At 72.7% G+C, this 26,179-nt stretch carries 30 protein-coding genes; 14 read left to right on the plus strand and 16 right to left on the minus strand.

Translation table 11 applies throughout. The features are described from left to right. Positions 1 to 21 precede the first annotated feature (21 nt). Positions 22 to 2,157 carry an alpha/beta hydrolase gene (locus CTE05_RS11550; protein WP_186814837.1) on the plus strand — a complete coding sequence of 712 codons (2,136 nt, stop codon included), beginning with the start codon at positions 22 to 24 and terminating at the stop codon, positions 2,155 to 2,157. Here the strand turns inward: CTE05_RS11550 and CTE05_RS11555 are convergent. After that, positions 2,154 to 2,450, minus strand: coding sequence for a DUF1905 domain-containing protein (locus CTE05_RS11555; protein ID WP_146846286.1), 297 nt, complete (start codon positions 2,448 to 2,450; stop codon positions 2,154 to 2,156). The two genes, CTE05_RS11550 and CTE05_RS11555, sit on opposite strands and share 4 nt — an antisense overlap. 55 nt (positions 2,451 to 2,505) lie before the next feature. Here CTE05_RS11555 and CTE05_RS11560 point away from each other — a divergent pair, with 55 nt between their 5' ends. Beyond that, complete coding sequence (locus tag CTE05_RS11560) at positions 2,506 to 3,021, plus strand: mycothiol transferase (RefSeq protein ID WP_146846287.1); 516 nt, start codon at positions 2,506 to 2,508, stop codon at positions 3,019 to 3,021. A gap of 45 nt (positions 3,022 to 3,066) precedes the next feature. Here CTE05_RS11560 and CTE05_RS11565 read toward each other — a convergent pair whose 3' ends face one another. Then, a complete protein-coding gene (locus CTE05_RS11565) occupies positions 3,067 to 3,891 on the minus strand; it encodes a hypothetical protein (protein WP_146846288.1) in 825 nt (274 codons plus the stop codon). 114 nt (positions 3,892 to 4,005) lie between these two features. On the opposite strand from CTE05_RS11565, the gene rlmC reads away from it, so the two are divergent. Continuing rightward, on the plus strand, positions 4,006 to 5,130 hold the full coding sequence (gene rlmC / locus CTE05_RS11570) for a 23S rRNA (uracil(747)-C(5))-methyltransferase RlmC (RefSeq protein ID WP_146846289.1): 1,125 nt from the start codon (positions 4,006 to 4,008) through the stop codon (positions 5,128 to 5,130). A gap of 39 nt (positions 5,131 to 5,169) precedes the next feature. Further along, positions 5,170 to 6,300: a flavin-containing monooxygenase gene (locus CTE05_RS11575; RefSeq protein WP_146846290.1), complete on the plus strand. Its 1,131-nt coding sequence runs from the start codon at positions 5,170 to 5,172 to the stop codon at positions 6,298 to 6,300. Here the strand turns inward: CTE05_RS11575 and CTE05_RS11580 are convergent. Together CTE05_RS11580 and CTE05_RS11585 are read right to left on the minus strand one after the other, a co-directional pair. Further along, positions 6,287 to 6,703: a DoxX family protein gene (locus tag CTE05_RS11580; RefSeq protein ID WP_146846291.1), complete on the minus strand. Its 417-nt coding sequence runs from the start codon at positions 6,701 to 6,703 to the stop codon at positions 6,287 to 6,289. The two genes, CTE05_RS11575 and CTE05_RS11580, sit on opposite strands and share 14 nt — an antisense overlap. Positions 6,704 to 6,788: 85 nt before the next feature. After that, positions 6,789 to 7,376, minus strand: coding sequence for a dihydrofolate reductase family protein (locus CTE05_RS11585; RefSeq protein ID WP_146846292.1), 588 nt, complete (start codon positions 7,374 to 7,376; stop codon positions 6,789 to 6,791). A 92-nt stretch (positions 7,377 to 7,468) separates the two neighbouring features. On the opposite strand from CTE05_RS11585, the gene CTE05_RS11590 reads away from it, so the two are divergent. Both CTE05_RS11590 and CTE05_RS11595 read left to right on the plus strand, forming a co-directional pair. Beyond that, the gene (locus CTE05_RS11590; protein ID WP_146846293.1) at positions 7,469 to 7,813 is read left to right on the plus strand and encodes an ArsR/SmtB family transcription factor; all 345 of its coding nucleotides are present in this window, start codon (positions 7,469 to 7,471) and stop codon (positions 7,811 to 7,813) included. Then, a complete protein-coding gene (locus CTE05_RS11595; RefSeq protein ID WP_146846294.1) occupies positions 7,810 to 8,253 on the plus strand; it encodes an SRPBCC family protein in 444 nt (147 codons plus the stop codon). The genes CTE05_RS11590 and CTE05_RS11595 overlap by 4 nt, the downstream gene beginning before the upstream one ends. Here CTE05_RS11595 and CTE05_RS11600 read toward each other — a convergent pair. Next, entirely contained in the window at positions 8,250 to 8,816 is a 567-nt protein-coding gene (locus tag CTE05_RS11600) for a DUF998 domain-containing protein (RefSeq protein WP_146846295.1), read from the minus strand. The genes CTE05_RS11595 and CTE05_RS11600 overlap by 4 nt on opposite strands. A 41-nt stretch (positions 8,817 to 8,857) precedes the next feature. Between CTE05_RS11600 and CTE05_RS11605 the strand changes: the two genes are divergently transcribed. The 5 genes from CTE05_RS11605 (at position 8,858) to CTE05_RS11625 (ending at position 14,046) form a co-directional block, all read left to right on the plus strand. Beyond that, positions 8,858 to 9,640 carry a glycoside hydrolase family 16 protein gene (locus CTE05_RS11605; RefSeq protein WP_246123553.1) on the plus strand — a complete coding sequence of 261 codons (783 nt, stop codon included), beginning with the start codon at positions 8,858 to 8,860 and terminating at the stop codon, positions 9,638 to 9,640. 114 nt (positions 9,641 to 9,754) lie between these two features. After that, entirely contained in the window at positions 9,755 to 10,270 is a 516-nt protein-coding gene (locus CTE05_RS11610; protein ID WP_146846296.1) for an NfeD C-terminal domain-containing protein, read from the plus strand. 19 nt (positions 10,271 to 10,289) lie between these two features. Continuing rightward, on the plus strand, positions 10,290 to 11,708 hold the full coding sequence (locus tag CTE05_RS11615; RefSeq protein ID WP_222595469.1) for a flotillin family protein: 1,419 nt from the start codon (positions 10,290 to 10,292) through the stop codon (positions 11,706 to 11,708). A 9-nt stretch (positions 11,709 to 11,717) separates the two neighbouring features. Beyond that, positions 11,718 to 12,527 carry an alpha/beta fold hydrolase gene (locus CTE05_RS11620; protein WP_146846297.1) on the plus strand — a complete coding sequence of 270 codons (810 nt, stop codon included), beginning with the start codon at positions 11,718 to 11,720 and terminating at the stop codon, positions 12,525 to 12,527. Further along, positions 12,511 to 14,046, plus strand: a complete 1,536-nt coding sequence (locus CTE05_RS11625; protein ID WP_146846298.1) for a SpoIIE family protein phosphatase — start codon at positions 12,511 to 12,513, stop codon at positions 14,044 to 14,046. The genes CTE05_RS11620 and CTE05_RS11625 overlap by 17 nt, the downstream gene beginning before the upstream one ends. 1 nt (position 14,047) lies before the next feature. Here CTE05_RS11625 and dhaK read toward each other — a convergent pair whose 3' ends face one another. From dhaK to CTE05_RS11645, 4 genes are all read right to left on the minus strand, one after another. Further along, positions 14,048 to 15,043: a dihydroxyacetone kinase subunit DhaK gene (dhaK, locus tag CTE05_RS11630; RefSeq protein ID WP_146846299.1), complete on the minus strand. Its 996-nt coding sequence runs from the start codon at positions 15,041 to 15,043 to the stop codon at positions 14,048 to 14,050. A gap of 74 nt (positions 15,044 to 15,117) precedes the next feature. Continuing rightward, the gene (dhaL, locus tag CTE05_RS11635) at positions 15,118 to 15,738 is read right to left on the minus strand and encodes a dihydroxyacetone kinase subunit DhaL (protein WP_146846300.1); all 621 of its coding nucleotides are present in this window, start codon (positions 15,736 to 15,738) and stop codon (positions 15,118 to 15,120) included. Next, a complete protein-coding gene (locus CTE05_RS11640; protein ID WP_146846301.1) occupies positions 15,728 to 16,516 on the minus strand; it encodes an HAD-IA family hydrolase in 789 nt (262 codons plus the stop codon). Before CTE05_RS11640 ends, dhaL begins: the two co-directional genes overlap by 11 nt. Beyond that, positions 16,513 to 17,373, minus strand: coding sequence for a class II fructose-bisphosphate aldolase (locus CTE05_RS11645; protein WP_146846302.1), 861 nt, complete (start codon positions 17,371 to 17,373; stop codon positions 16,513 to 16,515). The genes CTE05_RS11640 and CTE05_RS11645 overlap by 4 nt, the downstream gene beginning before the upstream one ends. An 82-nt stretch (positions 17,374 to 17,455) precedes the next feature. On the opposite strand from CTE05_RS11645, the gene CTE05_RS11650 reads away from it, so the two are divergent. Next, the gene (locus CTE05_RS11650) at positions 17,456 to 18,232 is read left to right on the plus strand and encodes a GntR family transcriptional regulator (protein ID WP_222595470.1); all 777 of its coding nucleotides are present in this window, start codon (positions 17,456 to 17,458) and stop codon (positions 18,230 to 18,232) included. On the opposite strand, the gene CTE05_RS11655 is transcribed toward CTE05_RS11650, so the two are convergent. Then, complete coding sequence (locus CTE05_RS11655) at positions 18,229 to 19,545, minus strand: NYN domain-containing protein (protein WP_146846303.1); 1,317 nt, start codon at positions 19,543 to 19,545, stop codon at positions 18,229 to 18,231. The genes CTE05_RS11650 and CTE05_RS11655 overlap by 4 nt on opposite strands. A 163-nt stretch (positions 19,546 to 19,708) precedes the next feature. On the opposite strand from CTE05_RS11655, the gene CTE05_RS11660 reads away from it, so the two are divergent. Next, positions 19,709 to 19,978 carry an acylphosphatase gene (locus tag CTE05_RS11660; protein WP_146846304.1) on the plus strand — a complete coding sequence of 90 codons (270 nt, stop codon included), beginning with the start codon at positions 19,709 to 19,711 and terminating at the stop codon, positions 19,976 to 19,978. A 4-nt stretch (positions 19,979 to 19,982) separates the two neighbouring features. Here the strand turns inward: CTE05_RS11660 and CTE05_RS11665 are convergent, their stop codons facing one another. Then, a complete protein-coding gene (locus tag CTE05_RS11665; protein WP_146846305.1) occupies positions 19,983 to 20,669 on the minus strand; it encodes a hypothetical protein in 687 nt (228 codons plus the stop codon). A gap of 62 nt (positions 20,670 to 20,731) precedes the next feature. On the opposite strand from CTE05_RS11665, the gene CTE05_RS11670 reads away from it, so the two are divergent. Next, the gene (locus CTE05_RS11670; protein ID WP_146846306.1) at positions 20,732 to 21,322 is read left to right on the plus strand and encodes a carboxymuconolactone decarboxylase family protein; all 591 of its coding nucleotides are present in this window, start codon (positions 20,732 to 20,734) and stop codon (positions 21,320 to 21,322) included. 6 nt (positions 21,323 to 21,328) lie between these two features. Here the strand turns inward: CTE05_RS11670 and CTE05_RS11675 are convergent, their stop codons facing one another. From CTE05_RS11675 to CTE05_RS11695, 5 genes are read right to left on the minus strand one after another with little or no spacing between them, the layout of a single operon-like run. Beyond that, positions 21,329 to 22,447: a bifunctional 2-methylcitrate synthase/citrate synthase gene (locus tag CTE05_RS11675; RefSeq protein WP_146846307.1), complete on the minus strand. Its 1,119-nt coding sequence runs from the start codon at positions 22,445 to 22,447 to the stop codon at positions 21,329 to 21,331. Positions 22,448 to 22,503: 56 nt separating this feature from the next. Further along, complete coding sequence (gene prpB / locus CTE05_RS11680) at positions 22,504 to 23,397, minus strand: methylisocitrate lyase (protein WP_146846308.1); 894 nt, start codon at positions 23,395 to 23,397, stop codon at positions 22,504 to 22,506. Beyond that, positions 23,397 to 24,923 (minus strand): MmgE/PrpD family protein, encoded by a 1,527-nt coding sequence (locus tag CTE05_RS11685; protein ID WP_146846309.1) that lies wholly within the window; start codon positions 24,921 to 24,923, stop codon positions 23,397 to 23,399. Before CTE05_RS11685 ends, prpB begins: the two co-directional genes overlap by 1 nt. Before the next feature lie 25 nt (positions 24,924 to 24,948). Beyond that, positions 24,949 to 25,668 (minus strand): 5'-methylthioadenosine/adenosylhomocysteine nucleosidase, encoded by a 720-nt coding sequence (locus tag CTE05_RS11690; RefSeq protein WP_146846310.1) that lies wholly within the window; start codon positions 25,666 to 25,668, stop codon positions 24,949 to 24,951. After that, complete coding sequence (locus CTE05_RS11695) at positions 25,665 to 26,117, minus strand: S-ribosylhomocysteine lyase (protein WP_146846385.1); 453 nt, start codon at positions 26,115 to 26,117, stop codon at positions 25,665 to 25,667. The genes CTE05_RS11690 and CTE05_RS11695 overlap by 4 nt, the downstream gene beginning before the upstream one ends. Positions 26,118 to 26,179 lie beyond the last annotated feature (62 nt).

Below are 26,179 nucleotides of genomic sequence, written 5' to 3' on the forward strand. Positions count from 1 at the left end.
CTCCAGGCGGACACTGCTCGGGTGAGTGCGCACCCGAGCAGGTCCGCCGATCCCGACGTCACGGGCGTCACCGTCCGGGACGGCGTCGACCTGGCGTACGAGGTGTTCGGCCAGGACCACCGCACCACGGTGGTCCTGGTCCCCACCTGGTCGATCGTCCCCTCGCGGTTCTGGAAGGCGCAGATCGGCTTCCTGGCCCGGCACTACCGGGTGATCACGTTCGACGGCCGGGGCAGCGGCCGGTCGAGCCGCCCCGACGGAGCGGAGGCGTACACCGACCGCGAGTACGCCGACGACATCCTGGCCGTCCTGGACGCGACCGCGACCGAGAAGGCCGTGCTGGTCACCGAGTCGTGCGGGGCCTCCTGGGCGGTGCACGTCGCGGCGGGCGACCCGGACAGGGTGCTCGGGATCATGGCGATCGCCCCGTCGTGCGGCCTGGACGTGGCCACCCCGGGCCGCGACCACGTGCCGTGGGACGAGCCGCTGGACTCCTCGGAGGGCTGGGCCAAGTACAACAAGCACTACTGGCTCGGCGGCGGCTACGACGACTTCACGGAGTTCTTCTTCCACAAGATGTTCTCCGAGCCGCACTCCACCAAGCAGATCGAGGACTGCATCGGCTGGGCGCACGAGATCTCGCCCCAGACGCTCGCGGACACGACCGCGGGCCGGCTCGGGTGCGACGGCGCGGTCTGTGCTCCGGTCGCGCCGCTGGCCCGGCAGGTCACGTGCCCGGTCGTCGTGGTGCACGGGACGGAGGACCGCATCCGACCGGCGGCGTTCGGCGAGCGGCTGGCCGAGCTCACGGGCGGTGAGCTGGTGCTGCTCGAGCACGCGGGGCACGGCCCGTCGGCGCGCGACCCGGTGAAGGTCAACCACCTGATCGCGCAGTTCGTCGACCGGTTCGAGCCGAGGCCCCCACGCACGACGTGGGTGCGCGCGATGCGCCGACCGCCGAAGGCCCTGTACCTCTCGTCACCCATCGGGCTCGGGCACGCGCAGCGCGACGTCTCGGTGGCGGCGGAGCTGCGGGCCCTGCGACCCGAGCTGCAGATCGACTGGCTCGCGCAGAACCCGGTCACCCGGGTGCTCGCGCAGCACGGCGAGCAGGTCCATCCGGCGTCCGCGTGGCTGCGCAACGAGTCCGGCCACATCGAGCACGAGGCCGGCGAGCACGACCTGCACGCGTTCGCGACCATCCGCCGGATGGACGAGATCCTCGTGCACAACTTCATGGTCTTCGACGAGGTGGTGGCCGACGGCGCCTACGACCTCGTGATCGGCGACGAGGCGTGGGACGTCGACTACTTCCTGCACGAGAACCCCGAGCTCAAGCGGTTCTCGTTCGCGTGGATGACGGACTTCGTCGGCTGGCTGCCGATGCCCGACGGTGGCCCGCGCGAGGCGGCGCTGACCGCGGACTACAACGCGGAGATGATCGAGCAGCGCGCCCGGTTCCGGCGCGTGCGTGACCGGTCCGTGTTCGTCGGGGACCCGGACGACATCGTCGAGGACGACTTCGGGCCCGGGCTCCCGAGCATCCGCGCGTGGACGGAGGACAACTTCGACTTCGCCGGGTACGTCACCGGGTTCGACCCCGCCGAGCTGGAGGGCACCGAGCGGCTGCGGGCGTCGCTCGGCATCGGGACCGGCGAGAAGCTGTGCCTGGTGACCGTCGGCGGGTCGGGCGTCGGGACCTCGCTGCTGCGGCGGGTCATGGACGTCGTGCCGCTGGTCCGACAGCTCGCGCCGGAGCTCCGCTTCGCGTTCGTCACCGGGCCGCGGATCGACCCGTCGTCGTTGCCCGCCTGGGAGGGCTCGACGGTCCTGGGCTACGTGCCCGACCTGTTCCGGCACCTCGCCGCGTGCGACGTCGCGGTGGTCCAGGGCGGGCTGACCACGACCATGGAGCTGACGGCCCTGAACAAGCCGTTCGTGTACGTGCCGCTGCGCCACCACTTCGAGCAGAACCTGCACGTGCGCAAGCGGCTCGACCGCTACGAGGCCGGCCGGCACCTGGCGTACGAGGACGCGGTCGACCCGGACGCGCTCGCGGAGGCCATCGTCAAGGAGGCCAGCCGCGACGTGCGGTACCGCCCGGTGGCCACCGACGGCGCGGCGAGGGCGGCCGCGATGCTCGCGGACCTCGTCTAGACGTCCACCAGGGTGAGCTCGACGTGGACGGTGTCGCCCACGTCGAGTCCCTCGGCCCTGCGCACGGCCTTCTTCACGGGCAGGACGTAGGTGTCGGTCGACGGGAAGATCGACGTCCGCCAGACGGTCGCGCCGACGGTCACCTCGACGCGCACGGACCCGAAGCCGCGCGCGGAGTCGCCGACGAGGTCCAGCACCTCGTCGGCGACCTGCGTCGGCAGGCTGACGAACGTCCAGGCGTCGGTCTTGCGGGCGTCCCACAGCCACAGCAGCGCCTCGAACTCGTAGGTCACGGCACCGATCATCTCCTGTCGCGCGCGGCCGGGCGGCACGACGTAGCGTCGCCGCATGGACGTGGCCGGGGTGCTGATCGAGTCGTTCGGGCGGGTGGACGGGCTGCTGACCCGTGCCGTCGACGGGTTGAGCGTCGAGGACCTGACGTTCCGCCCCGACCCGGAGGCGAACTCCATCGCGTGGCTCGCCTGGCACGCGGCCCGCGGCGAGGACGCGCAGGTCGCCGACGTCGCCGGCACCGAGCAGGTGTGGACCGGCCAGGGCTGGGCGGACCGCTTCGACCTGCCGTTCGACGACACCGCCACCGGGTACGGCCACAGCGCGCAGGACGTCGGCCAGGTACGGGTGTCGTCAGACCTGCTGCTCGCCTACTACCGTGCGGTCGCGGAGCGGTCGCAGGACTACCTCGCGAGCCTGGCCGAGACGGACCTCGACCGGGTCGTCGACGAGGGCTGGGACCCGCCGGTGACGCTCGGCGTCCGGCTGGTCAGCATCGTCGGGGACAGCCTCCAGCACGCCGGCCAGGCGGCGTACGTGCGCGGCCTGCTGGAGCGGTCGCGACGAGCATGACTGCCGCAGTCACGGGCGTGCGGCGGCTGTCCGGGCTCGCTGCGCTCAGAGGCCGTGCGTCGCCACGAGCGCCTCGAGCTGGTCGCGGTGCGCGTCGACGAACTCCTGCTGGAGGGTGTGCCAGGCTGCTCGGGTCGACTCCGTGTACCCGGTCGAGTCGCGGCAGGTGAGGTCGGCGACCGCCAGGGCGATCTCCGCCTCCTGAACCTCGGGGTCGTCGGTGAAGAGGACGTTGCCGCCCCTGGTCGCGGCGGACGCCTGCTGCTCTGCCTCGTCCGGGGACGCGACGTCGTGACCGGCCTCGGACATGCAGGCGGACCATGCCGCGTCGGCCGCGTGCACCCGAGGGTCGTCGACCGCGGCGACGATCCACTGCTCGTAGTCGGCGTGCAGGCCGGCGAACTGCGGGTCGGACGCCCAGTCCTGCGCAGGCTCCTCCACGTACTGCGCAGGCTCCAGCACGGGTGCGGTCGCGCAACCGTCGAGCACCGCCGCGTACCGTTCGTGGTCCTGCGGGGAGAGGGTCTCGGCGTACGCGGCGTTCTGCTCGGCCGCCGTCGGCACGCTGAGACTCAGGCCCCCGTACCCCCACGCGCGCGCGAACGGGAGGGTGTCCTGCGATATCTCGTTGTGGGGGTCGTCCGGCCAGTACAGGAAGCCGGCGTCGGCGACGCACGCCCGCGTCCGGTCCTCGGTGATCCGCGCCACCGACCGCGCATCGACCTGCTGGAGGTAGGCGGTGAGGGGTCCGGGGGCCGGGAGCTCCACGGGCGGGACGGCGGGCGGGAGCGTCTGGGTGGTGCTCTCGGCGCAGCCGGCAAGGAGCGTGCCGGCGGCGAGCGCCCACAGCAGAGCGGTCCGGTGCGGCACGGCGTGCTCCTGTCGACCAGAGGGCGGGCCCTACGCCGCCGCGTCCCGCCGACCCTAGCGCCGCTGCGAGGCGGCCGTCCGGCCGTTTCCCGCATCCACGTAGGCTTCCCGACCATGCGGTGTGCCTACTTCGACGCGGGGGTCTGCCGCTCCTGCACCTGGATGGGCCGCCCGCACGGCGAGCAGGTCGCCGACAAGGAGCGACACTGCGCGACGCTGCTGGGCGAGCGTGACGACCTCGTGTGGCTGCCCCCGGTCACCGGCGCCGAGTCGGGGTACCGCAACAAGGCGAAGATGGTGGTCGGCGGCACGGTCGAGCACCCCACGCTCGGGATCCTCGACGCCGGCGGCCAGGGTGTCGACCTGCAGGGCTGCGGGCTGTACCCGGGGTCGCTCGCTGCCTCCTTCCCCGTGCTCGCGGAGTTCGTCACGCGCGCGAACCTCACGCCGTACGACGTCCCGGCGCGCACCGGCGAGCTGAAGAACCTGCTGGTCACGCAGTCCCCCGAGGGTGAGCTCCTGCTCCGCTTCGTGCTGCGCTCCCAGGAGCCGGTGGCGCGGATCCGCAAGCGCCTGCCCTGGCTGCTCGACGCGCTGCCGCAGCTGCGGGTGGTGTCCGTGAACCTGCTGCCGGACCACAAGGCCGTGCTCGAGGGCGACCGCGAGATCCTGCTGACGGCGACCGAGACGCTGCGGATGCGCGTCAACGGGATCGACCTGCACCTGCGCCCGCAGAGCTTCTTCCAGACGAACACCGAGGTCGCCGCCGCGCTGTACCGGCACGCGGCGTCCTGGGTGGAGGAGCTGGCGCCCCGGACCGTGTGGGACCTGTACTGCGGCGTCGGCGGTTTCGCGCTGCACGTGGCCGCGCCCGGGCGGGACGTCGTCGGCATCGAGACGAGCGTCGAGGCGATCGCGAGCGCGACCCTGAGCGCGGCCGACCTCGGTCTGTCGGGCGTGCGGTTCGCCGCGGGCGACGCCACCGGGTTCGCGCTCGGCGCGGGCACCGCCCCGGACCTGGTGATCGTCAACCCGCCCCGGCGGGGGATCGGCGAGGTGCTGAGCCGCTGGTTGGAGGCCTCCGACGTGCGGCACGTCGTCTACTCCAGCTGCAACGCGGCATCGCTCGCCCGCGACCTCGCGCTCATGCCGTCGCTGCGTCCCCGGCGCGCGCAGGTGCTCGACCTGTTCCCCCAGACGACGCACTACGAGGTGCTCACCCTGCTCGAACGCACCTGACCCTCTTGGACAAGCGTCCACAAGACGATAGGAAGAGGCATGAGCACCTCCCCCGTCATCGTCATCGGCGCCGGTCCCGCCGGCCTCGCGGTCGCCGCCTCGTTGCGGACCCGGGGGGTGCCGGTCGTCGTGCTGGAACGTTCCGACGCCGTCGGCGCCTCGTGGCGTCGGCACTACGAGCGGCTCCACCTGCACACCACACGCCGCTGGTCGAGCCTGCCGGGCCTGCCGATCCCGCGCCGCTTCGGTCGCTGGGTCGCCCGCGCGGACGTCGTGAACTACCTCGAGATGTACGCGGTGCACCACCGGATCGACGTCCGCACGGGCGTCCACGTCAAGCGCGTCGCGCGCGCGGGGTACGGCCGCTGGGTCGTCGAGACCGAGTCGGGGGAGTCCTTCACCGGGACGACCGTGGTCGTCGCGACGGGATACAACCACACGCCCGTCCCGCCGGCCTGGCCGGGCGTCGAGTCGTTCCCGGGTGAGCTCGTGCACGCCTCGGCGTACCGGAACGCCGAGCCGTACCGCGGCAAGGACGTGCTCGTCGTCGGCGCGGGGAACACCGGGTCGGAGATCGCCGTCGACCTCACCGAGGGCGGCGCGTCGCGGGTGCGGCTCGCGATCCGCACGGCACCGCACATCGTGCGGCGCTCGAACCTGGGCTGGCCCGCGCAGGGCACCGGGATCCTCGTGCGGCACCTGCCTGTCCCGGTGGTCGACCGCATCGCGGCCCTCGTCGCCCGCGTCGAGGTTCCGGACCTGTCGGGGTACGGCCTCCCGCGCCCGACCACCGGCCTCTACTCCCGCGTCAAGGAGGGCTCGGTGCCGCTCCAGGACGTCGGCCTGATCGCCGCGGTGCAGGCCGGGCTGGTCGAGCCGGTCGCGGCGGTGGAGTCCTTCGACGACGACGGTGCGGTGGTGCTGGCCGACGGGTCCCGGTGCACACCGGACGTCGTCGTCACGGCCACCGGGTACCGCCGCGGTCTCGAGCCGCTGGTCGGCGACCTCGACGTCCTCGACGCGCGCGGCCTGCCACGCGTGCACGGGTCGCGGACCTCACGGTCGGCGCCGGGGCTCTACTTCACCGGCTACACCAACCCGATCAGCGGCATGTTCCGCGAGCTGCGGATCGACGCCGAGCGGATCGCGGCTGCGATCAGCCGCGGCTGACGCGGCGTTCCCGCCACGCCTTCCAGGCACCGGTGGACCAGAGCGCCCAGACGACGAGCAGCGGCTGGAACACCAGCCGGATCGCGCGCGCCCGGTCCGAGTCCAGCCCGAACGCGTCCGTGCGGGTGACCAGCTGGGAGACGTTGCCGGGGAAGATCGCGACGAAGAACGCCGCGACCACCCAGCGGACGGCGACCCGGTGCTTCGGCAGCGCCACCAGCGCGCCGCCGAGCGCCAGCTCGACCAGGCCCGAGCCGACGACGACAGTGTCGGTGTCGACCGGGACCCACGGTGGCACCTGTGCGGCGAACTCCTCGCGGGCGAACGTCAGGTGACTGGTGCCGGCGAGCAGGAGCATCGCGCCGAGGGCGATCCGGCCGACCGTGCGTGCGGGAGAGGTCATGCGGGTCAGCGTCTCCCGCGAGGCGTCACCTCGCGAGGCGTCACCGCACGAGGCGTCACCGCACGAGGCGTCACCCCGTCATGCGTCACCGCACGACGCGGTAGGTCAGGTGCGTGGCCTCGGCGGTCGCGACGACCCCGGTCCGGACCAGCTCGGTGTGCTCGTCGCTGTCGAGGTCGAGCAGGCGCGCGCCGCGGTGCAGGAGCACGGGCACCAGGTTGAGGGTGACCTCGTCGACCAGGCCCGCGCCGATGGCCTGCCGCACGACCTCGGCGCCGCCCATGACCAGCACGTCCTTGTCGCCGGCGGCCGCCACGGCCTGCGCGACGGCGCTCGCGACGCCGTCCGTGACGAAGGTGAACGTCGCGCTCGTCATCGGCCGCGGCTCGTGCTCCCGGTGCGTGACGACGAACGTCGGCACCGGGAACGGGGTGTCGCCCCACAGGTCGACCCCGATGTCGTAGGTCCGGCGTCCGACCACGACCGCCCCGGTCCGCGCGAACAGGTCCGCGGAGATGGCGGCGTCGGCCGGGTCCGCAGCGCCCCCGGCAGCGGGGAAGAGCCAGCGGTGCAGGCGCTCACCCCCGACCCCCATCGGGTCCTGCTCCGAGACGTCCGGACCGGAGCTGTAGCCGTCGAGCGAGACGGAGATGCTCACGCGCACGATTCCCATGCCGCGACCGTAGACGTGACCACCGACACCTGTTGACGGGTCGCACGAGCAGGCGTACGTTGAAGGTGTTCCTTAATTAAGGAGTTGCTGAAATGCCAGCTCGGGACGCGTTGAGCGTGGTCTTCGCCGCGCTCGCCGACCCCACGAGGCGCGCGATCCTCACGCACCTCCAGCAGGGCCCCTCGACCGCCGGGGACGTGGCAGCACCGTTCGCCATGAGCCGGTCGGCGATCTCGCAGCACCTGAAGGTGCTCGAGGACGCCGGTCTGATCGAGCGGACCGTGACCGCGCAGTGGCGCACGTGCGTCCTGCGCACCGAGCCGCTCGACGAGGTCGCGACGTGGGTGGACAGCCACCGGCGCCTGTGGGACGAGCGGTTCGACCTGCTGGACGAGCGGCTGCGGCAGCTCCGCGAGCGACAAGGAGAAGCACCATGACCGAGACCGACCAGAAGACCTTCACCATCACGCGCATCTTCGATGCACCCCGTGCGGCCGTCTGGCACGCGTGGACCGACCCCGACGAGGCCGCGGCCTGGTGGCACCCGGAGGGTGTCGTCACGCCGCGCGACTCGGTCGAGCTCGACGTCCGCCCGGGCGGCACCTACACGTACACGATGGTGGCGCCGGACGGCAGCACCTACCCCACCTTCGGCGTCTACCGCGAGGTGGTCGAGCCCGAGCTGCTCAGCTTCACGTGGGCCGACCCGGGCGACACGTCGGCCGACGCACCCCTCATCACCGTGACACTCGAGGACCTCGGTGAGCAGACGCGGATGACGTTCCGGCTGGACGGGCACAGCGGACAGCCCGGCGACGAGAACGTCTACGACGGCTGGGACTCGGCGTTCGACGTCCTGGTCGAGCGCCTGGCCTAGCGCGACGCCCGACGCAGCGCGACGACGACCACCAGCGGCCAGACCGCCTGGGCGCCGGCCACGGCCCGCTCGGACAGGCCGGTCAGGTCGCCGCCGCCCTGCAGCTCGACGACGAACCAGCCGAGCAGCCCGGTGAGCACCACCGACGCGCCGACGGTGACGGCCGGCCGCAGGATGCCGGTCGCACCGCGGCGTGCCGCCAGCGCGGGCCACAGCGCCAGCGCACCGAACCCGATCCCGGCCGCGATCCCGTGGGCCTGCGGGGCGGCGTCGGACGGGAAGACGGCGACGGCGAGCGTGGCGGCGCCACCGATCGCGTGCAGCAGGCGCGCCCGTCGCGGCACCGGTCGCAGGCCGGCCGCCGTGACGAGGTGCGCGACCCCGGTGACCGCCAGGCCGGCCGTCATGATCCACGGGTCCGTCGCCGTCGAGGTCGCGAGCGCGCTGATCGTCTCCTGCACGGGGTCGAACGACGGCTGCCGGGCGGCGGCCAGCGTCCAGCCGCCGATCATGGCGACGGGTGCGGCGATGGCGGACGCGAGCGCCCAGCGGGGCACGGTCATGGAGGGCTGCCTTCTGGTCGGTGGTGTCGGAGACTGGGTTCGTGACCGACCACCCCGACGGATGGGTGCTGACGTTCGAGGACGACTTCGACGGCCCCGACCTCGATCCTGCCGTGTGGCTCCCGCACTACCTGCCGGCCTGGAGCTCGCGCGCGCGGACGGCCGCGTCGTACGAGCTGCGCGACTCGTGCCTGCACCTGCGCATCCCACCCGACCAGGGGCTCTGGTGCGGGGACGACCACGTGCCGCCGATGCGCGTGTCCGGCATCCAGTCCGGCAACTTCTCCGGTCCGGTCGGCAGCACCCGAGGCCAGCAGCCGTACCGCGAGGGTGTGCGCGTCCGCGAGGAGCAGGAGACCTTCTGGGGCTGGACCCCGAGCGGGGGGTACATCGAGCTGCGGGCACGCGCCGTGGTCACGCCGCGCTCCATGGTCGCGTTCTGGATGGTGGGTCTCGAGGACGAGCCCGAGCGCTGCGCGGAGATCTGCGTGACCGAGATGTTCGGCGACGCCGTCGAGCCAGGTTCGGCCGCCGTCGGCACGGGCCTGCACGCGTTCCGCGACCCGGCGGTCGACGAGGACTTCGCCGCGGTCCGGCTGCCCCTCGACATCGCGGCGTTCCACACCTACGCGGTCGACTGGTCGGCGGAGCAGGCCACGTTCCTCGTGGACGGCGTCGTGGTGCGCCGCTGCGCCCGGCCGCCCGCGTACCCGATGCAGCTGATGCTCGCGGTCTTCGACTTCCCGGAGCGGTCCGACGGCGGCGACGACGACGCGGTCCCCGAGCTCGTCGTCGACAGCCTGCGGGGCTACGAGCGCCCCTGAGCGGCAGTTCCGTAACTCATCCTGCGCAGGCCCGTGAAACGTCCCCACGGAGCACGCCGCGCGGGGTATAACCAACGCGCCGCCTTTCGCCGCCGACCCCGAGGACACCGACGCATGCTGATCTTCTGGGTGATCGCCGGGGTGGCGCTGCTGCTCCTCGTCCTCACCGTCACGCTCGGTGACTTCCTCGACGGCATCATCGACGCGATCGACGTCACCGGCGGGTACCTGTCCTCGACCGTCGTGCTGGCATTCCTCGCGACCTTCGGCATCGTCGGCGGGCTCCTGCTGGCGACCACCGACGCGAGCGTGCTGCTCGCCTCCCTCGGTGGTGTCGTGGCCGGTGCGGTCGTCGGCGCCGGCGCCGGGGCCGCCACGCGCGCGCTGACGGACGGCCCGACCGCCCACCAGATCACCAGCGGCGACTACGTCGGACAGCCTGCGACGGTGACGACGTCGATCCCGTCCGACGGCCTCGGCCAGATCTCGCTCGTCGTGGCAGGTCAGAGCACCGCGCTCGCGGCCCGTGCGGACGGTCCCGTGCCCACGGGCGCGGGCGTGACGGTCGTCGCGAACCTCGGTCCCGGCGTCGTCAAGGTCGTGACCACCTCCTCGCACAATCCTCTCTAGCACTCTCTAGGAGCTCTCCGTGCCCGAATCCTGGCTGCCCGTCGCGGGCGTCGCAGGTCTCGTCCTCGTCGTCCTGATCGTCGGTCTCGCGATCGCGAAGCGGTACCGCGTGGCGCTGCCCAACGAGGCGTTCATCGTCACCGGCCGCAAGGGCAAGACGTCGAACGACCTGTCCGGGCAGAAGGTCGTGACCGGTGGTGGCGTGTTCGTCCTGCCGTTCGTCCAGCAGCTGTCGGTGCTCGACATGTCGTCCCGGCGGATCACCGTCGAGGTCAACGGCGCACCGTCGTCGCAGGGCATCGCGCTCACCGTCTCCGGCGTCGCGATCGTCAAGGTGCACAACGAGGACGTCTCCATCCGCGCGGCCGCCCAGCGCTTCGGCAGCCAGCAGGAGGAGATCGACAGCTTCACGACGAACCAGCTCTCGGGTGCGCTGCGCGCCATCGTCGGCAACCTGACCGTGGAGCAGGTCATCCGGGACCGGGAGTCGTTCTCCCAGCAGGTGCTCGAGTCCGTCACCGGGTCGCTGAGCGCGCAGGGTCTGAGCCTGGACGCGTTCACCATCCAGGAGGTCGGCGACCACGGCGGCGGCACGTACATCCTCGACATGGGCCGCGCGTCGGCCGCCGCGATCCGCCGTGAGGCCGAGATCGCCGAGGCGGAGGCCCGCCGGCTGTCCGAGGAGAAGCGGATCCACGCCGAGACCGAGGTCGCCAACTACCAGCGGGCGCTCGACCTGCGGCAGGCGGAGATCCTCGCCGAGACGGACCGGGCGAAGGCCCTGTCGGCGTCGGCCGGACCGCTCGAGGCGGCCGCTCGCCAGCAGGAGATCCTCCAGCAGGAGGAGCTCGTCGCGGAGCGGCAGGCCGCGCTGACCGAGCGCCAGCTGGACACCACCGTGCGCCGCCCGGCCGACGCGGAGCGGTACCGCCTGGAGCAGCAGGCCGAGGCGCAGCGCGTCACCGCGGTCAAGGCGGCCGAGGCGTCCAAGGCGGAGAACGAGCTCCGCGGTGCCGGTGAGCTGGCGCTGCGCTCGGCCCAGGCCCGCGCCACCGAGCTCGAGGGTGCGGCCGAGGCGGCGGCGGTCCTCGCGCGCGGCAAGGCCGAGGCCGAGGCGCTGCAGCAGCGTGCCGAGGCGTACAAGGAGTTCAACCAGGCGGCCGTGTTCGACCGTCTGCTGGAGACCCTGCCCGAGATCGCGAAGCAGCTCGCGGCACCCATGGCGAACATCGACACGCTCACGGTCGTCTCGACCGACGGTGCGTCCGCGCTGCCCAAGGCCGTCGCGGGGAACTTCCTGCAGCTCCAGGAGCTGATCAAGTCGACGACCGGGCTGGACCTGACGCAGATCGTGCACCAGCTGACGGACCAGTCGACGGTGGTCGTCCCGTCCGCTGCCGCACCCTCGACGAACGGTTCGCCGACCGCCGCAGCCTAGGCTCCACCTATGAGCGTGCTCGCCAGGAACAACGTCGTGCTCTCCGGGGCGCCGGGCGCACCGGCGATGGTGTTCGCCCACGGGTTCGGGTGCGACCAGAGCATGTGGCGGTTCGTGGCGCCCGCGTTCGAGGCGACCCACCGGGTGGTCCTGTTCGACCACGTCGGCGCGGGCGGCTCGGACCTGGGTGCGTACGACCCGCAGCGGTACGGGTCGCTGGACGGGTACGCGGACGACGTCGTGGAGGTCCTGGACGCCCTGGGCCTCGGTCCGGCGGTGTTCGTGGGCCACTCGGTGAGCGCGATGATCGGCGTCCTCGCGGCGGCCCGTCGGCCGGAGCTGTTCGACCGGCTCGTGCTCGTCGGACCCAGCCCGCGGTACGTCGACGACGACGGGTACCGGGGTGGGTTCAGCGCGGCGGAGATCGACGAGCTCCTCGAGACGATGGACGACAACTACCTGGGCTGGTCCGCGTTCATCGCACCGGTGATCATGGGCAACGCGGACCGGCCCGAGCTCGGCGAGGAGCTGACCAACTCGTTCTGCCGCACGGATCCCGCGATCGCCCGGCGGTTCGCCCGGACCACGTTCCTGGCGGACAACCGTGCGGACCTCGCGGGTGTCACGACCCCGGCCCTGGTGCTGCAGTGCCGGGAGGACGTCATCGCACCCCCGGAGGTCGGCCGGTACGTGCACGAGCACCTCGCCGGCAGCGAGCTGGTGCTCCTGGACGCGGTCGGGCACTGCCCGAACCTCAGCGCCCCCGACCAGGTGGTCGAGGCCGTCACGGCGTACCTGGCCCGTGTCCCGTCCCGCTGACGACGCCTGGGACGTCGCCCCGGTCGCGCTGCTGCGGCTCGACGGCGACGGCACGATCCTGGACGCGAACCGGGTGCTCGTGGAGTGGGTCGGCCGCGACCCGCAGGGGCTGCGGCTCAGCGACCTGCTCTCGGTGGGTGGGCGGATCTACTGGGAGACCCACCTGTCCCCGCTCCTGCACATGCAGGGCCGGGTCGACGAGGTCGCCGTGGAGCTGCGCGGCCCGGACGGCCGCGTTCCCGTGCTGCTGTCGGCGGCCGTGCACGCCGCCGCGGACGGCACCCGGTGCGTCGACGTCGCGCTGTCCCGGGCCACCGAGCGGTCGCGGTACGAACGTGAGCTGCTCGCCGCGCGCGCGGCGGCGGACCGGTCGGCCGACCAGCTCCGCGCGCTGCAGGCGGCGACCGCGTCGCTGTCGCGGGGCGTCGGGACGGACGGGGTCGCGCGGGCGCTCGTGGAGACGGCGGTCACCCACCTCGGCGCTGCGGTGGCGACCGTCTGGCTCGCGGCCGAGGACGGCACGCTGGTCCGTCGGGCCACGTCGTCCGGCGACCGGGCGCCCGAGGGTACGGACGTCCCGGACGAGCCGTGGGCGCCGGCACCCCGGCGCGCGGACGACGCTCCGCGCGTTCCCGCACAGCCCGTCGAGGAGCACCTCGCCGGGGTCGTCGTCGTGGCTCTCGGTGCGCCGGACGCTCCGGCCGGCACGCTCGTGCTGTCCCCGCGGGACGAGCCGTTCGACGTCGGGGTCCTGACGGCCGTGGGCCAGCAGGCGGGGCTGGCGCTGGAGCGGGCGCGGATGTTCGACCAGAAGGCGTCGGTGGCGCACGAGCTCCAGCACGCGCTGCTCACCACCCACCTGCCGCCCGACGACCGGTTCAGCGTGACCACGGAGTACCGGCCGGGCGTGCAGGCGCTCGAGGTCGGCGGCGACTGGTACGACGCGTTCCTCGTCGACGACGACGTGCTCGCGGTGGCGGTCGGCGACGTCGTCGGCCGGGGTCTGCACGCCGCGACGGCGATGGGGCAGCTGCGCAGCGCCGTCCGTGCGGTCGCCGGTCCGGACGTGGGTCCGGCCGCGCTGCTCTCGCGGCTGGACCGGTTCGTCACCCAGACCGGCGCGGGCTTCATGGCGACCCTCGCCTACGCCGAGGTCGACCTGGTGACCGGGCATGTGCGCTACGCGTGCGCCGGGCACCTGCCCCCGCTGCGGTTCCGCGGCGACGGCACGCACGAGTTCCTCTGGGAGGGCCGCTCCACGCCGCTCGGCCTGGGGGTGGACCGGGAGGAGGCCGTCGCGGTCCTCGACCCGCACGACGTGCTCGTGCTCTACACGGACGGGCTCGTCGAGCGCCGTGACCGGCCGCTCCCCGACGGGCTGCACGCCCTGGCCACCGCGGGGAGGGCGCTGGGCGACGGGTCGGTGAGCGACCTGGTCACGGGCCTGCTCGTGCGCGCCGGCGACGTGCGGGACGACGTGTGCGTGCTCGTCGCCTCGTGGACGCCGCGGAGCTCCTGAGTCAGAACACGCGGTTCGCGATCTCGGCCGGGGCCAGCAGCAGCTCGGTGATCTCGTCGTCGAGCTGGACCAGCGTGAGGGACGCGCCCGCCATGTCGAGCGACGTGCAGTACTCGCCCACGTAGCTGCGCCCGACGGTGATGCCCTGTGCGGCGAGCTTCTCGTGCGCCAGCCCGTACAGCAGGTAGAGCTCGCTGATGGGAGTGCCGCCGAGGCCGTTGATCATGAGCGCCACGGAGTCGCCCGACGAGTACGGCAGGTCGGGGACGACGGCGCCGAGCAGCTCGTCGACGATCTCGTCGGCGCTGACGAGCTTGGCGCGACGCCGGCCGGGCTCGCCGTGGATGCCGACGCCGACCTCCATCTCGTCGTCGGCCAGCTCGAACAGGGGGGAGCCCTTGGCGGGCGGCGTGCAGGGCGTCAGGGCGATGCCCATGGTCCGTGTCACAGAGTTGACCTTCTCGCCGATCCGGACCAGCTCGTCGAGCGACGCCCCGTTCTCCGCGGCGGCGCCGACGGCCTTCATGACGAAGAAGTTCCCCGCGACGCCGCGCCTGCCGACGGTCCACGTGGAGTCCTTGACCGCGACGTCGTCGTTGATGAACAACGTCCGCACCGTCAGCCCCTCGGCCTCGGCGAGCTCGGCGGCCATCTCGAACGCCATCTTGTCGCCCGTGTAGTTGTTGACGAGCAGCAGGACGCCCTTGTCCGAGGCCAGCAGCTTCGCGCTCTCCAGCACGTACTCCATGGGCGGTGCCGCGAACACGTCACCGGGACAGGCGCCGTCGAGCATCCCCTTGCCGACCACCATCACGTGGGCCGGCTCGTGGCCCGAGCCGGAACCCTGGATGATCGACACCTTGTCGGGGCTGGGGGCGTCGGCCCGCATGATCAGGTTGTACTCGGGGACGTACCGCAGGGTCTCGGGGTTGGCCAGGGCGATGCCCTTGAGCATCTCGGGGACGAAGTTCAACGGGTCGTTGACGAACTTCTTCATCAGTCATTCCTCCACATCGTCGTGATCGGTCGACCTGCCGCCGCGTCGCCCCCCGGAGCGCGGACGTTCGTGTGTCACCAGGTGTCGGCGACGCGTTCGGCCAGCACGGCGACCGCGACGGCGCCGGGGTCCAGCGACCCGATGCTGCGCTCGCCGGTGTACGACGCCCGCCCGCGCCGCGCCTGCATGGGCCGGGTCGCCTCGGCGGCGTCCCGGGCGCTCGCGGCCGCGGCCTTGGCGATGTCCGCGGGTGCCGACCCCGCCGCGAGCTCGCGCTCGATCGTGTCGGTCATCGGCGCGAGGGCGTCGAGCAGCGTCTTCTCGCCGAGGTCCGCTCCGCCGCGCGCCTTGATGCCCTCGATCGCGGCCCGCAGCATCGCGACGACGTCGTCCCCGGTGACCTCCTGCTTGCCCTTGACCTGGCCGGCCGCCCGCAGGAACGCGGTGCCCCAGATCGGTCCGGACGTCCCACCGATGCGGCCCGACATGACGACGGCGACCTTCTGCAGGAACGTGCCGGTGTCGGAGCGGTCGAACGTGTCCCACTGGGCCAGCACGTTCTCGAACCCGCGCGCCAGCGAGAACCCGAAGTCGCCGTCGCCGACGACGGAGTCGAGGTCCCCGAAGTACTTCTCGTTCTCGATGCAGCCTTCGGTGATGGTGCGGACGACGGACTCGACGCGGCTATCGGACACTGTGGCTCCCGGTGCGGACGTGATCGAGGTGCGAGAGGGTGACCTGCCCGTCGATGTCGAGGGCCAAGGGGTTGTCCAGCACGGTGGCGGGGTCGTCCGGGAGGTCGCCGAGCGAGCTCACGACGAGCGACGCCCCGGTGAAGTCCTCGTCGGCGGTGTAGCTGCTCACCGTGACGACCGTCCGCAGCCCGGCGCCGAGCGCGGCGCGCAGGCCGTTGGCGCTGTCCTCGACGACGACGACCTCGTCCGCGCCGACGCCGAGCTCCTGCAGCGCGAGCAGGTAGATGTCGGGGGCGGGCTTCTTGGCGGGCACGACGTCCCCGGCGAACACCGTGAACTGCGCGGCGAGCTCGGCACCGACGGCGTGCTCGAGCACCGCGCGGACGGACGCCTCGGCCGACGTCGACGCGACCGCGAGCCCCCAGCCCGCCGCGGACGCCTCCGCCACGATCCGGGCGATTCCCGGCCGGCCGGGTAGCACGCCGTCGGCCACCATCGCCGTGTAGTGCGCGGTCTTGGCCTTGTGCCAGCGGGCGACCAGGTCGCGCTGCTCGTCGGGGTCGGTGGGCAGGTGGGCGGTCTCGACGAACACGGGCGTGAGCACGGTCGCGAGGCGCTCCTTGCCGCCACCGATCGCGAGCAGGTTGCCGTACTCCTCCTCGCTCCAGTGGATCGGCAGGCCGGCCTCGGCGAACGTCTGGTTGAACGCGGGCAGGTGCCCGTCGCGCTCGGTGTCGGCGAGGACGCCGTCGCAGTCGAAGATCAGCGTGGGGCTCATGAGGTCACCCTCCCGGCCGCGCCGAACTCCTCGATGTGCACCGCGATCGCAGCCTGCACCGCAGCGGAGATGTCCCGGAACATCGACGGCGGGTCCCACCTGTCGCGGGCGCGGGCGTCGGCCAGGTGGGTCTCGGCCGAGCGCATGTACGCGACCTTCACGCCCGTCGAGATGTTGATCTTGGAGACGCCCGCGGCGATGAACGTCGCGAAGTCCTCCGCCGACAGGCCCGTCCCGCCGTGCAGGACAATCGAGCGGTCCGTGAGTGCGGCCAGCTCGCGGACGCGCTCCGGGAGCAGGACCGGCTGGGCCTTGTACTCGCCGTGCGCGGTGCCCAGCTGGGGGGCCAGCAGGTCGACCCCGGTCCGCTCGGCGACCGCGGCCAGGGTCGCGACGTCGTAGGAGTGGAGGCTGACGTCGGAGCCGACGCCGTCCTCGACGCCGATGATGTTCTCGATCTCCGACTCGACGTCGACCCCCGCCGCGTGCGCCTCCGCGACCACCTCGGCGGTCTCGCGCTCCGCGGTCTCCAGGTCGCGGTCCGACGCGTCGAACAGGACCGAGGACCACCCGGCGCGGATCACGTCGGAGATGACGGCCCGGTCGGGGCAGTGGTCGAGGTGCAGCGCGACGGGGACCGGGACGTCCGCGGCGGCGTGCCGGAACATCGTCGTGACCAGGTCCGTGCCGATGGAGCGGACGGTCTTGACGGAGACCTGGATGATCATCGGTGAGCTCGCGGCGACCGCGGCGGCGACCACCGCGCGCAGGCTCAGGTCGTCGAGGATGTTCACCGCCGGCACCGCGTAGCCGTGCTCGCGAGCGGTCCGCGTCAGCGTCAGCGTCGACGAGATCATGTGCCCAGCCCTCCCGGGAGGCGGCCTTGCGCGACCGGGACCGCACCGTCCCGACCATTCGGCAGTCTAGACAGGTCTACTCATGCACGACCAGGAGCGCAAGATCCGTGAAACCCTGGACCTCATGACCAGCGTCCTGCAGCGCGAGTCGGCGGTGCCGCTCTACGCGCAGCTCGAGCAGATCCTGCACACCCGGATCACCAGCGGCGAGTGGAGCCCGGGGCAGCGCATCCCGTCCGAGAACGAGCTCAACAAGATCTACGGACTGAGCCGGATGACGGTGCGCGGCGTGCTGACCAAGCTCGTCGGCGACGGGCTCCTGGTGCGCGTCCCCGGCAAGGGCACCTATGTCGCCACGCCCAAGATCAACGCGGTCTCGCCGGCCTACCGTGGCGTCCGCGAACAGCTCGAGGGCCTCGGCTACGAGACGTCGACGCGGCTGGTCTCGGTCGCGCGCGAGACGCCGTCCTCCGGGGTCCGCGAACGGCTCGCGCTCGGGGAGGGCGACGAGACGTACGTGATCGTCCGCGTCCGCTCCGTCCAGGGCGAGCCGATCAGCCTGCACCGCTCGTACGTGCCGGCCCGCCTGGCGCCCGGCCTCGACGGCCACGACGTGGTCGCCAACCAGCTCTGCGTCGTCCTCGAGGAGCACTACGGGCTGCCCATGAAGCGGGTGCACGAGGAGCTCGAGGCCGTCGCCGTCAGCACCGAGGACGCCAAGCACCTCGGCATGCGGCGCGGCGAACCCGCGCTCCAGCTCCAGGACGTGATCTCCGACGCGCTGTCCCGCCCGTTCGAGTACTCGTCGATCGTCTTCCGCGGCGACCGGATGCGCCTGCGCTTCGACTACGACCGCTAGCCCTCGAGCAGCCCGCCGCCCACCCACGCGCGGATCGCCGCGACGTCACCGGCGCTGAGCTGCATGCGCGCGCCCCGGCACAGCCCGACGACGTTGTCGGCCCACGCCGTCGCGAGGTCGCGGGCGGTGACCGACGACGTCAGCCGCAGCCCGGCGAAGATGATCCCGCCGATGACGAAGTTCACCGTCGAGAGCCCGATCTTGGCGCCGTTCTTCTGGCACGCGTCACGCACGCGTCGCGAGGTCTTGGCGCGGTCGAACGGGTGGGCCGCGAGGTCCGCGGCGAGCGTCGTGAGCAGGACCCCGTAGGTGGACTGGCTCAGCCCCGGGGTGTCCGTCACCGCGACCACCTGGTTCTGCAGCGCGCTGGGTGCCGTGTCCGTGACGGCGCCCGGGAGGTCGGCCTCACCGAACCGTGTGGTGTCCCACACCCAGCCGGGCGGTCGCGACGAGACGCCGACCTCGGGGACGACCTTCGCCAGCCAGGGCAGGAACCCACCGGCCCCCGCCCACCGCGTCTCCGGCAGGGACGGCTCCGTCTTCTGGGCCAGCTGCGCCACGGTGCCCAGCGGCACCGGGCGGTCGGCCGTCTGCACGCGCTGGAGCACGGCCTTGCGCGCCGCGGAGCTGGCCGGCGGTGCGGCGACGACGGGCGCCTGTGCCGACTTCTTGCCGCGGGCGGGCGGCGCCGTGGCGGCCGGCGGGTCGACGACGACCGGCGGCTCGACGACCACGTTCTCGACCGGGAGGGTCGACGCGGTGTGCGTCACCAGGTCCGCCAGCTCGTCGGCCGTGATGACCGAGTCGGCGACGGCCCGGTAGGCGCTCGCGGCCGGGCTGGCGGTCATGATCGTGACCCGGCGGTCCGCGGCGCGGCAGCGCAGGGCCAGGGGAGTGAAGTCCGCGTCGGCGGAGACGATGACGAACTCCTCGTAGTGGGTCGCTGCGGCGAGCGCGTCGACCGCGTCGAGCACAAGGTTGATGTCGGCGCTGCTCTTCCCCTGCTGCGTCAGCGACGGGCAGTCGACGACCTGGAACCCGGCGCGCGTGAAGTTCGGGCGGAACTGCGAGAACCGCGACGGGTTGAGGTAGCACGCGCGGATGAGGAACCGCCGCGAGAAGTCGCCCTCGGAGTCGGTGCCGGACTCCAGCTCGCTCAGCCAGTGGGCCGGGTTCGTCGCGAAAGCCTCGGCCGCCACGGGGTCGAGGCGCTGCAGGCCGATGTAGACGTTGTCGAAGTCGACGAACAGGGCGGTCCGGAATCGCCGAGCGGCGTCGGCTCGGTCGGCAGGGGTCACGCTCGGGGAAGTCACCGGGCCATCCTCCCTTGCCGGAGCGCGTCCGCGCTCCAGCCGGCCGCGCCCGTGACCCAGCCGGTCGACCGGAGCACGACCTGGTTGGGCAGACTGGGCGCATGCGTCTGCTGACCACCGCGGCCCCCGGCCGACCCCAGCACCGCAGCGCCGGGGGTGCCGGGTGATCCGGCGGCATCTCGTGGTGCGCGGGATGGTGCAGGGCGTCGGCTACCGCTGGTCGCTGTCCCGGGAGGCGCGGCGGCTCGGCGTCCACGGCTGGGTCCGCAACCGGCTCGACGGGACGGTCGAGGCGGTCGCCGAGGGGTCCGAGGACGCCGTCGCGGCGCTCGTCGCGTGGTGCCGCTCCGGCCCGGGCGGTGCGCAGGTGACCGGCGTCGACATCACCGACGAGGTGCCCGAGGGGCTGACCGGGTTCGCGATCGAGCCCTGAGCGGTCAGCGGACCCAGACCCGCAGCGGCCCGACGGGTCCGAACCCGACCGCGACCGGGGGGAGCAGGTCCGGTCCGGACTCGTAGCCGACCAGCGGGTGTGCGCCCAGCTCACGACGGGCGAGCACGGTCAGGTCCGACCAGACGAGGCCTGGCCCACCACGCAGGACCTGGACGTTCGAGACGCCCACGACCGTGTCCCCGCCCGCGCCGGACCGGTGGAGTGCGGCGACGGCGACCGGACCCTCGGCGTCGGCCGCGAGCAGGAGCCGGACGTCGGGGTCGTCGAGGACGTCCGGCACGATGACCGCCGAGCCGTGGGCGGCGAGCCAGTGCGGAAGCGCGTCGCCGACGACGGTCCGCCAGGGCAGTCCCGTCGCGGTCGCGGACACGGCGGCGCGGGCGAGCCACTGCGCCTCGAACAGGACGGACCAGCCGTGCGGGGCGAGGTCGAGGTCGGCGAACGAGTCCTTCACGGAGGCGCCGTCGGTGTCGTCGACGGCCGCCAGGACGTCGGCCACGGGGACCCCGGGGCGCAGGGTGACGGCATCCGGGTAGGCGTCGGGGGAGCGGTGCGGGGTCGACCAGAGGCCGGGACCCGTGACGGTGGGCAGGCCGGCCGAGCGGCAGACGAGGTCGCACCAGGAGGCGTTGTTCGCGACCGCGGCGTCGAGCAGGCGGGCGTCGGGCATGGTCCCGACTCTGCCGCACGGCCGTGCTCGACGCGACGGACGCGGGCCGCCATGATCGGCGCATGAGCTGGATCCAGGACGCCACGCAGGACGTCGACCCCACGGGTGAGGTGACGGAGGCGTTCGAGAAGGACCGGGCGTCGCTCGGCCACGTCGCCAACTACACGCGCGTCTTCGCGCACCGACCCGCCGTCCTGCGCGCCTGGCAGGGGCTCAACGGTGCGATCAAGGGGATGGACCCGCGCCGATACGAGGTCGCGACGACCGCCGCGGCGCTGCGGCTGCGGTCCAGCTACTGCGCGCTGGCGCACGGGCGCGTGCTCGCGGAGACGCACATGAGCCCGGATGCCGTGCGCGCGCTCGCGGCAGGCGAGGACTCGCCCGAGCTGACCGAGGTCGACCGCGCCGTCGCCCGGTTCGCGGGCAAGGTCGCCGGGGGCGCCGCGGACCTGCGGCCGGCCGACCTCGACGAGCTGCGTGCCCTCGGGTTCGCCGACGACGAGGTGCTCGACGTGGTGCTGGCCGCGGCCGCCCGGTGCTTCTTCAGCTCCGTCCTCGAGGCGGTGGGCGCCGAGCCGGATGCCGCGTACCGCGCGCTGGACGCCCCGATGCGGGACGCCCTGACGGTCGGGCGCCCGATCGCCGCCGGCTGACCGGGGCTACGGCACGTCGCGCCGGGCCGGGCCCACGTACTGGCTCAGCGGCCGGATCAGCGAGTTCGCGCTCAGCTGCTCCATCACGTGCGCCGTCCAGCCGGTGATCCGGCTGGCGACGAACAGCGGCGTGAACGTCGGGGTGTCGAAGCCCATGAGGTGGTACGCCGGGCCGGTGGGGTAGTCCAGGTTGGGCAGGATGTTCTTGCGCTCCGTCATCGCGGACTCCAGCGCGTCGTACAGGTCGAGCAAGTCCTGCCGGTCGTAGTGCTCGACCAGGCTGACCAGCGACTCGCGCATCGTCGGCACCCGCGAGTCGCCGTGCTTGTAGACGCGGTGGCCGAAGCCCATGATCTTGCGCTTGTGCTCCAGGGCGTCGTCGAGCCAGGCCGCCGCGCGGTCCGCCGTGCCGATCTCGGCGAACGTCTCCATGACCGCCTCGTTGGCGCCGCCGTGCAGGGGGCCCTTGAGCGCGCCGACGGCCCCGGTGACCGCGGAGTGCAGGTCCGACAGGGTCGAGGCGATGACGCGCGCCGTGAACGTGGAGGCGTTGAACGAGTGCTCGGCGTACAGGACCATCGACACCTCGAAGGCCTTCACGACGACGGGGTCCGGCACCTCGCCGAACGTGACGTGCAGGAAGTTCTCCGCGAACCCGAGGTCGTCACGCGGAGCCACCGGGTCCTGCCCGCGACGGCGGCGCTGGTCGAGCGCCACGACACCCGGCAGCTGCGCGAGCAGCCGCACGGACTTGGCCAGGTTCGCGTCGCGGGAGGAGTCCTCGGCGGTCGGGTCGTGCGCGCCGAGCACGCTCACCGCCGTGCGCACCACGTCCATCGGGTGGCATGTGGTGGGCAGCGACAGCACCGCGGCGACCACGTCGTCGTCCAGCGCACGCTGCGAGCGCTCGGCCGCCTGGAGCTCGGCCAGCTGGGCCTCGTCGGGGAGCTCGCCGTGCCACAGCAGGTACGCGACCTGCTCGAACGAGCACTGTGCGGCGAGCTGCTGGACGGGGTAGCCGCGGTACAGCAGCGAGTTGCTCGCGGCGTCCACCGAGGAGACCTCGGTGGTGTCCACGACCACGCCGGCGAGGCCCTTGTGGATCTGCGTGTCGGACTCGGTCATGCGGTGTGCCTCCATCGTCGTTGACGGGACTCGTGCGTGCGGAGCGCAGGTGCTGGTCAGAGCCTGAAGTTGAACACGTTCGCGTCGAACTGGCCGTACGCCTCGTAGTCGAGCAGGTCGTAGAGCTCGGCACGCGTCTGCATGCGGTCCAGCAGCCCGGCCTGGGTGCCCTCGTCGCGGATGGTGTCGAGCCCGGCCATCGCGGCACCCATCGCCAGGCGCAGCAGCGTGACGGGGTAGATGACGAGGTTCATGCCGATGTCCTCGAGCTGGCGCACGGTGAGCAGCTCGCCCTTGCCGAACTCGGTCATGTTCGCCAGCAGGGGCACGTCGACCGCGGCCCGGATGGCCGCGAACTCCTCGGGACCCGTCATCGCCTCGGGGAAGATCGCGTCCGCACCGGCGTCGACCAGCGCCTTGGCGCGGTCGACCGTGGCGGCGAGGCCGTCGACGGCGCGGATGTCGGTCCGGGCCATGATCAGGAAGTTCGGGTCGCGGCGACCGTCGACGGCCGCCCGGATGCGCTTGAGCGCGGTGTCCTCGTCGACGACCGCCTTGCCGTCGAGGTGCCCGCAGCGCTTCGGGTTGACCTGGTCCTCGATGTGGCAGCCGGCCAGACCCGCGTCCTCGAGGCCCTGGACGGTCCTGGCGACGTTCATGGGCTCGCCGAACCCGGTGTCCGCGTCGACGATCGACGGCAGGCCGGTCATCCGGGCGATCTGCCCGGCGCGCTGCGTGACCTCGGTCGCGGTCGTCAGGCCGATGTCCGGCAGGCCCAGGTCGGCGGAGAGGACCGCGCCCGAGATGTAGACGCCGTCGAAGCCCTTGGCCTCGATCAGCCGTGCGGACAGCGGGTTGAACGCGCCGGGCAGCCGCAGGAGCCGCCCGGACGCGAGCCCGTCGCGCAGGGCGACCCTCTTGTCGGCGGGCGTCGTGGTCGCGTAGAGCATCAGAACAGTCCTTCCGGCGTGCTGACCGTCTCCAGCAGCCCCGCGGGGGCGACGACCGTCAGGCCGGCGAGCTCGTCGGCGGTCAGGGACGGCAGCCGCTGGGCGACGTCGAGGAACCGCTCGATCTCGTCGGGGGCCAGGACGCCGGCGGCGAGCGAGCGGAACTTCGCGACGTACTGCTCCCGGGCGAAGGGCCGGGCGCCGAGCGGGTGCGCGTCGGCCACCGCGAGCTCGGCGACGACGACCTCGCCGCCCGTCGTGGTGATCTCGACCCGCCCGCCGAACGCCTTCTGCGCCGGGTCGCTCGAGTGGTACCGCTCCGTCCAGGCGGGGTCCTCGGTCGTGGTGACCTTCTGCCACAGCTCGACCGTGTCGGGCCGGGCGGCGCGGTCGGGCGCGTAGGACGCGACGTGGTCCCAGGCCCCGTCCTGCAGCGCGACCGTGAAGATGTACGGGATCGAGTGGTCGAGCGTCTCGCGCGACGCCGTCGGGTCGTACTTCTGCGGGTCGTTCGCGCCGGAGCCGATCACGTAGTGCGTGTGGTGCGACGTGTGGATGACGATCGACGCCACGTTGTGCGGGTTGGTCAGGTCCGGGCGGTCGTGGTGCAGGCTGCGGGCCAGGTCGATGAGCGCCTGGGACTGGTACTCCGCCGAGTGCTCCTTGGTGTACGTGTCGAGGATCGCCCGCTTGGCCTCGCCGGGGGCGGGCAGCGGCACGTCGTACGCCGCGTCAGGACCGTCCAGCAGCCAGGCGATCACGCCGTCCTCGCCCTCGTAGATAGGCGTCGGCGACGTCTCGCCGCGCATCGCCCGGTCCACGGCCTCGATGGCGACCTTGCCCGCGAACGCCGGGGCGTACGCCTTCCACGACGAGATCTCGCCCTTGCGCGACTGCCGTGTGGCCGTGGTGGTGTGCAGGGCCTGGCCGACCGCGTGGAAGATCACCTCGGGCGACAGGTCGAGCAGGGTGCCCAGGCCGGCGGCGACCGACGGGCCGAGGTGCGCGACGTGGTCGATCTTGTGCGCGTGCAGGCTGATCGCACGGACCAGGTCGACCTGGATCTCGTACCCGGTCGCGATGGCCCGGACCAGCGCGGCCCCGTCGCGGCCGGTGTGCTGCGCGACCGCGACCAGCGGCGGGATGTTGTCGCCCGGGTGGGAGTAGTCGGCGGCGAGGAACGTGTCGTGGTAGTCGAGCTCGCGCACCGCGACCCCGTTCGCCCATGCCGCCCACTCGGGGCTCACCCGGGTCGCCGGGTCCACGCCGGAGACCGTCGCGCCGTGCTTCGGGCCGGCGTACGGGTGGCTGAGCGCCTGGGCGCGTGCCGTGGACGGGGGAGTGCGCGTCAGGGAGGCGACCGTGACCGCCGCGTTGTCGATGACGCGGTTGACGATCATGTCGACGACGTCGTCCGGCACCGCGACGGGGTCGGCGGCGACCTCGGCGATGGCCCAGGCCAGCTGGTCGGTGCGCGCTAGGCGGTCGGCGCTCGGGTGCACGCGCACGGCGTGGTTCTGGGTCATCGGGTCGCTTCCTGTGAGAGAGACGTCAGCGTGCGTGGGCCATGTCCCCGACGGCCAGCCGTCGGAGCACCTCGATGACGACGGCCGCGGACCGGTCCGCAGCATCGTCCACGTGCGTGAGGAAGTCCGCACCCGCGACCGGCCCGCACAGGTCGGAGATGCCTCGCACGGACAGGAACGGCACCCCGTACAGGTGGGCCGTGTGGGCGAGCGCTGCCGACTCCATGTCGGTGGCCATGGCCGCCGGGAACGCGGCGCGGATCCGGTCGATGCGGCTGGCGTCGATGAACGCGTCGCCGGACAGGATCGTGCCGGTCAGGACGCGCAGGTCGACGGTCGCGGTCACCGCGGCGTCGTGCAGGATCTGCTCGGCCTCGTACACCTCGGGCATGCCCGGCACCTGGCCCAGCTCGTACCCGAACGCGCGCGCGTCGGCCCCGGAGTACAGGTACTCGGACCCGACGACGACGTCGCCGACCCGCACGTCCAGCCCGACGCCACCCGCGCTGCCGGCACTGATGACCGCGCGCGGGTGCGTGCCCTGGATGGCGACGGCGGCCGCGGTCGCGGAGTTCACGAGGCCGATCCCGCACTGCACCAGCAGCACCTGCCGACCGCAGACGGTGAGCAGGCGGTGCTCCGCGTGGCCCATCTGGGTGGGGTCGCCGACGACGTCGGCGCGCGCGAGGAACGCGGCCGACTCGTCGGGCATCGCGGTGACGATGACCGCGTCGACGGCGATCATGCGGTGACCTTGCTCCACTCCTCGCGGGCGCCGAGGAAGGTCCGAGCGGCCTCCTGGGCGCCGTCGAGCGTGTGGTTGGCGCCCCACCCGCACTGCACCTCGTTGGCGGCCGGCACCTCGGTGGCGGTCGTGATGTCCGTGAGCGTGTCCTGGACCAGGTCCAGCACGTCGTCGTAGGCCCACTCGCCCTGCAGGATCAGGTAGAACCCCGTCTGGCAGCCCATCGGGGAGAAGTCGATGACGCGGTCCGAGTGGTCGCGGGAGTGCTCCGCGAACAGGTGCTCGAGGGAGTGCACGGTCGGCATCTCGAGGTGCGCGACGTTCGGCTGCGTGAACCGGACGTCGTACTTCTGGATCACGTCCCCGGCGGGCAGGTGCTTGGTGTCGGCCAGGCGCACGTACGGCGCGGCGACGGTCCGGTGGTCGAGGTTGAACGACTCGACGTTCATGCGGGGCTGGTTCACGGCACAGGTCCTTCTCGGTCGGCGACGGACCATTGTCCCCCGCGAGC

This window comes from Cellulomonas terrae (genome assembly GCF_007990265.1).
GTDB lineage: Bacteria > Actinomycetota > Actinomycetes > Actinomycetales > Cellulomonadaceae > Cellulomonas > Cellulomonas terrae.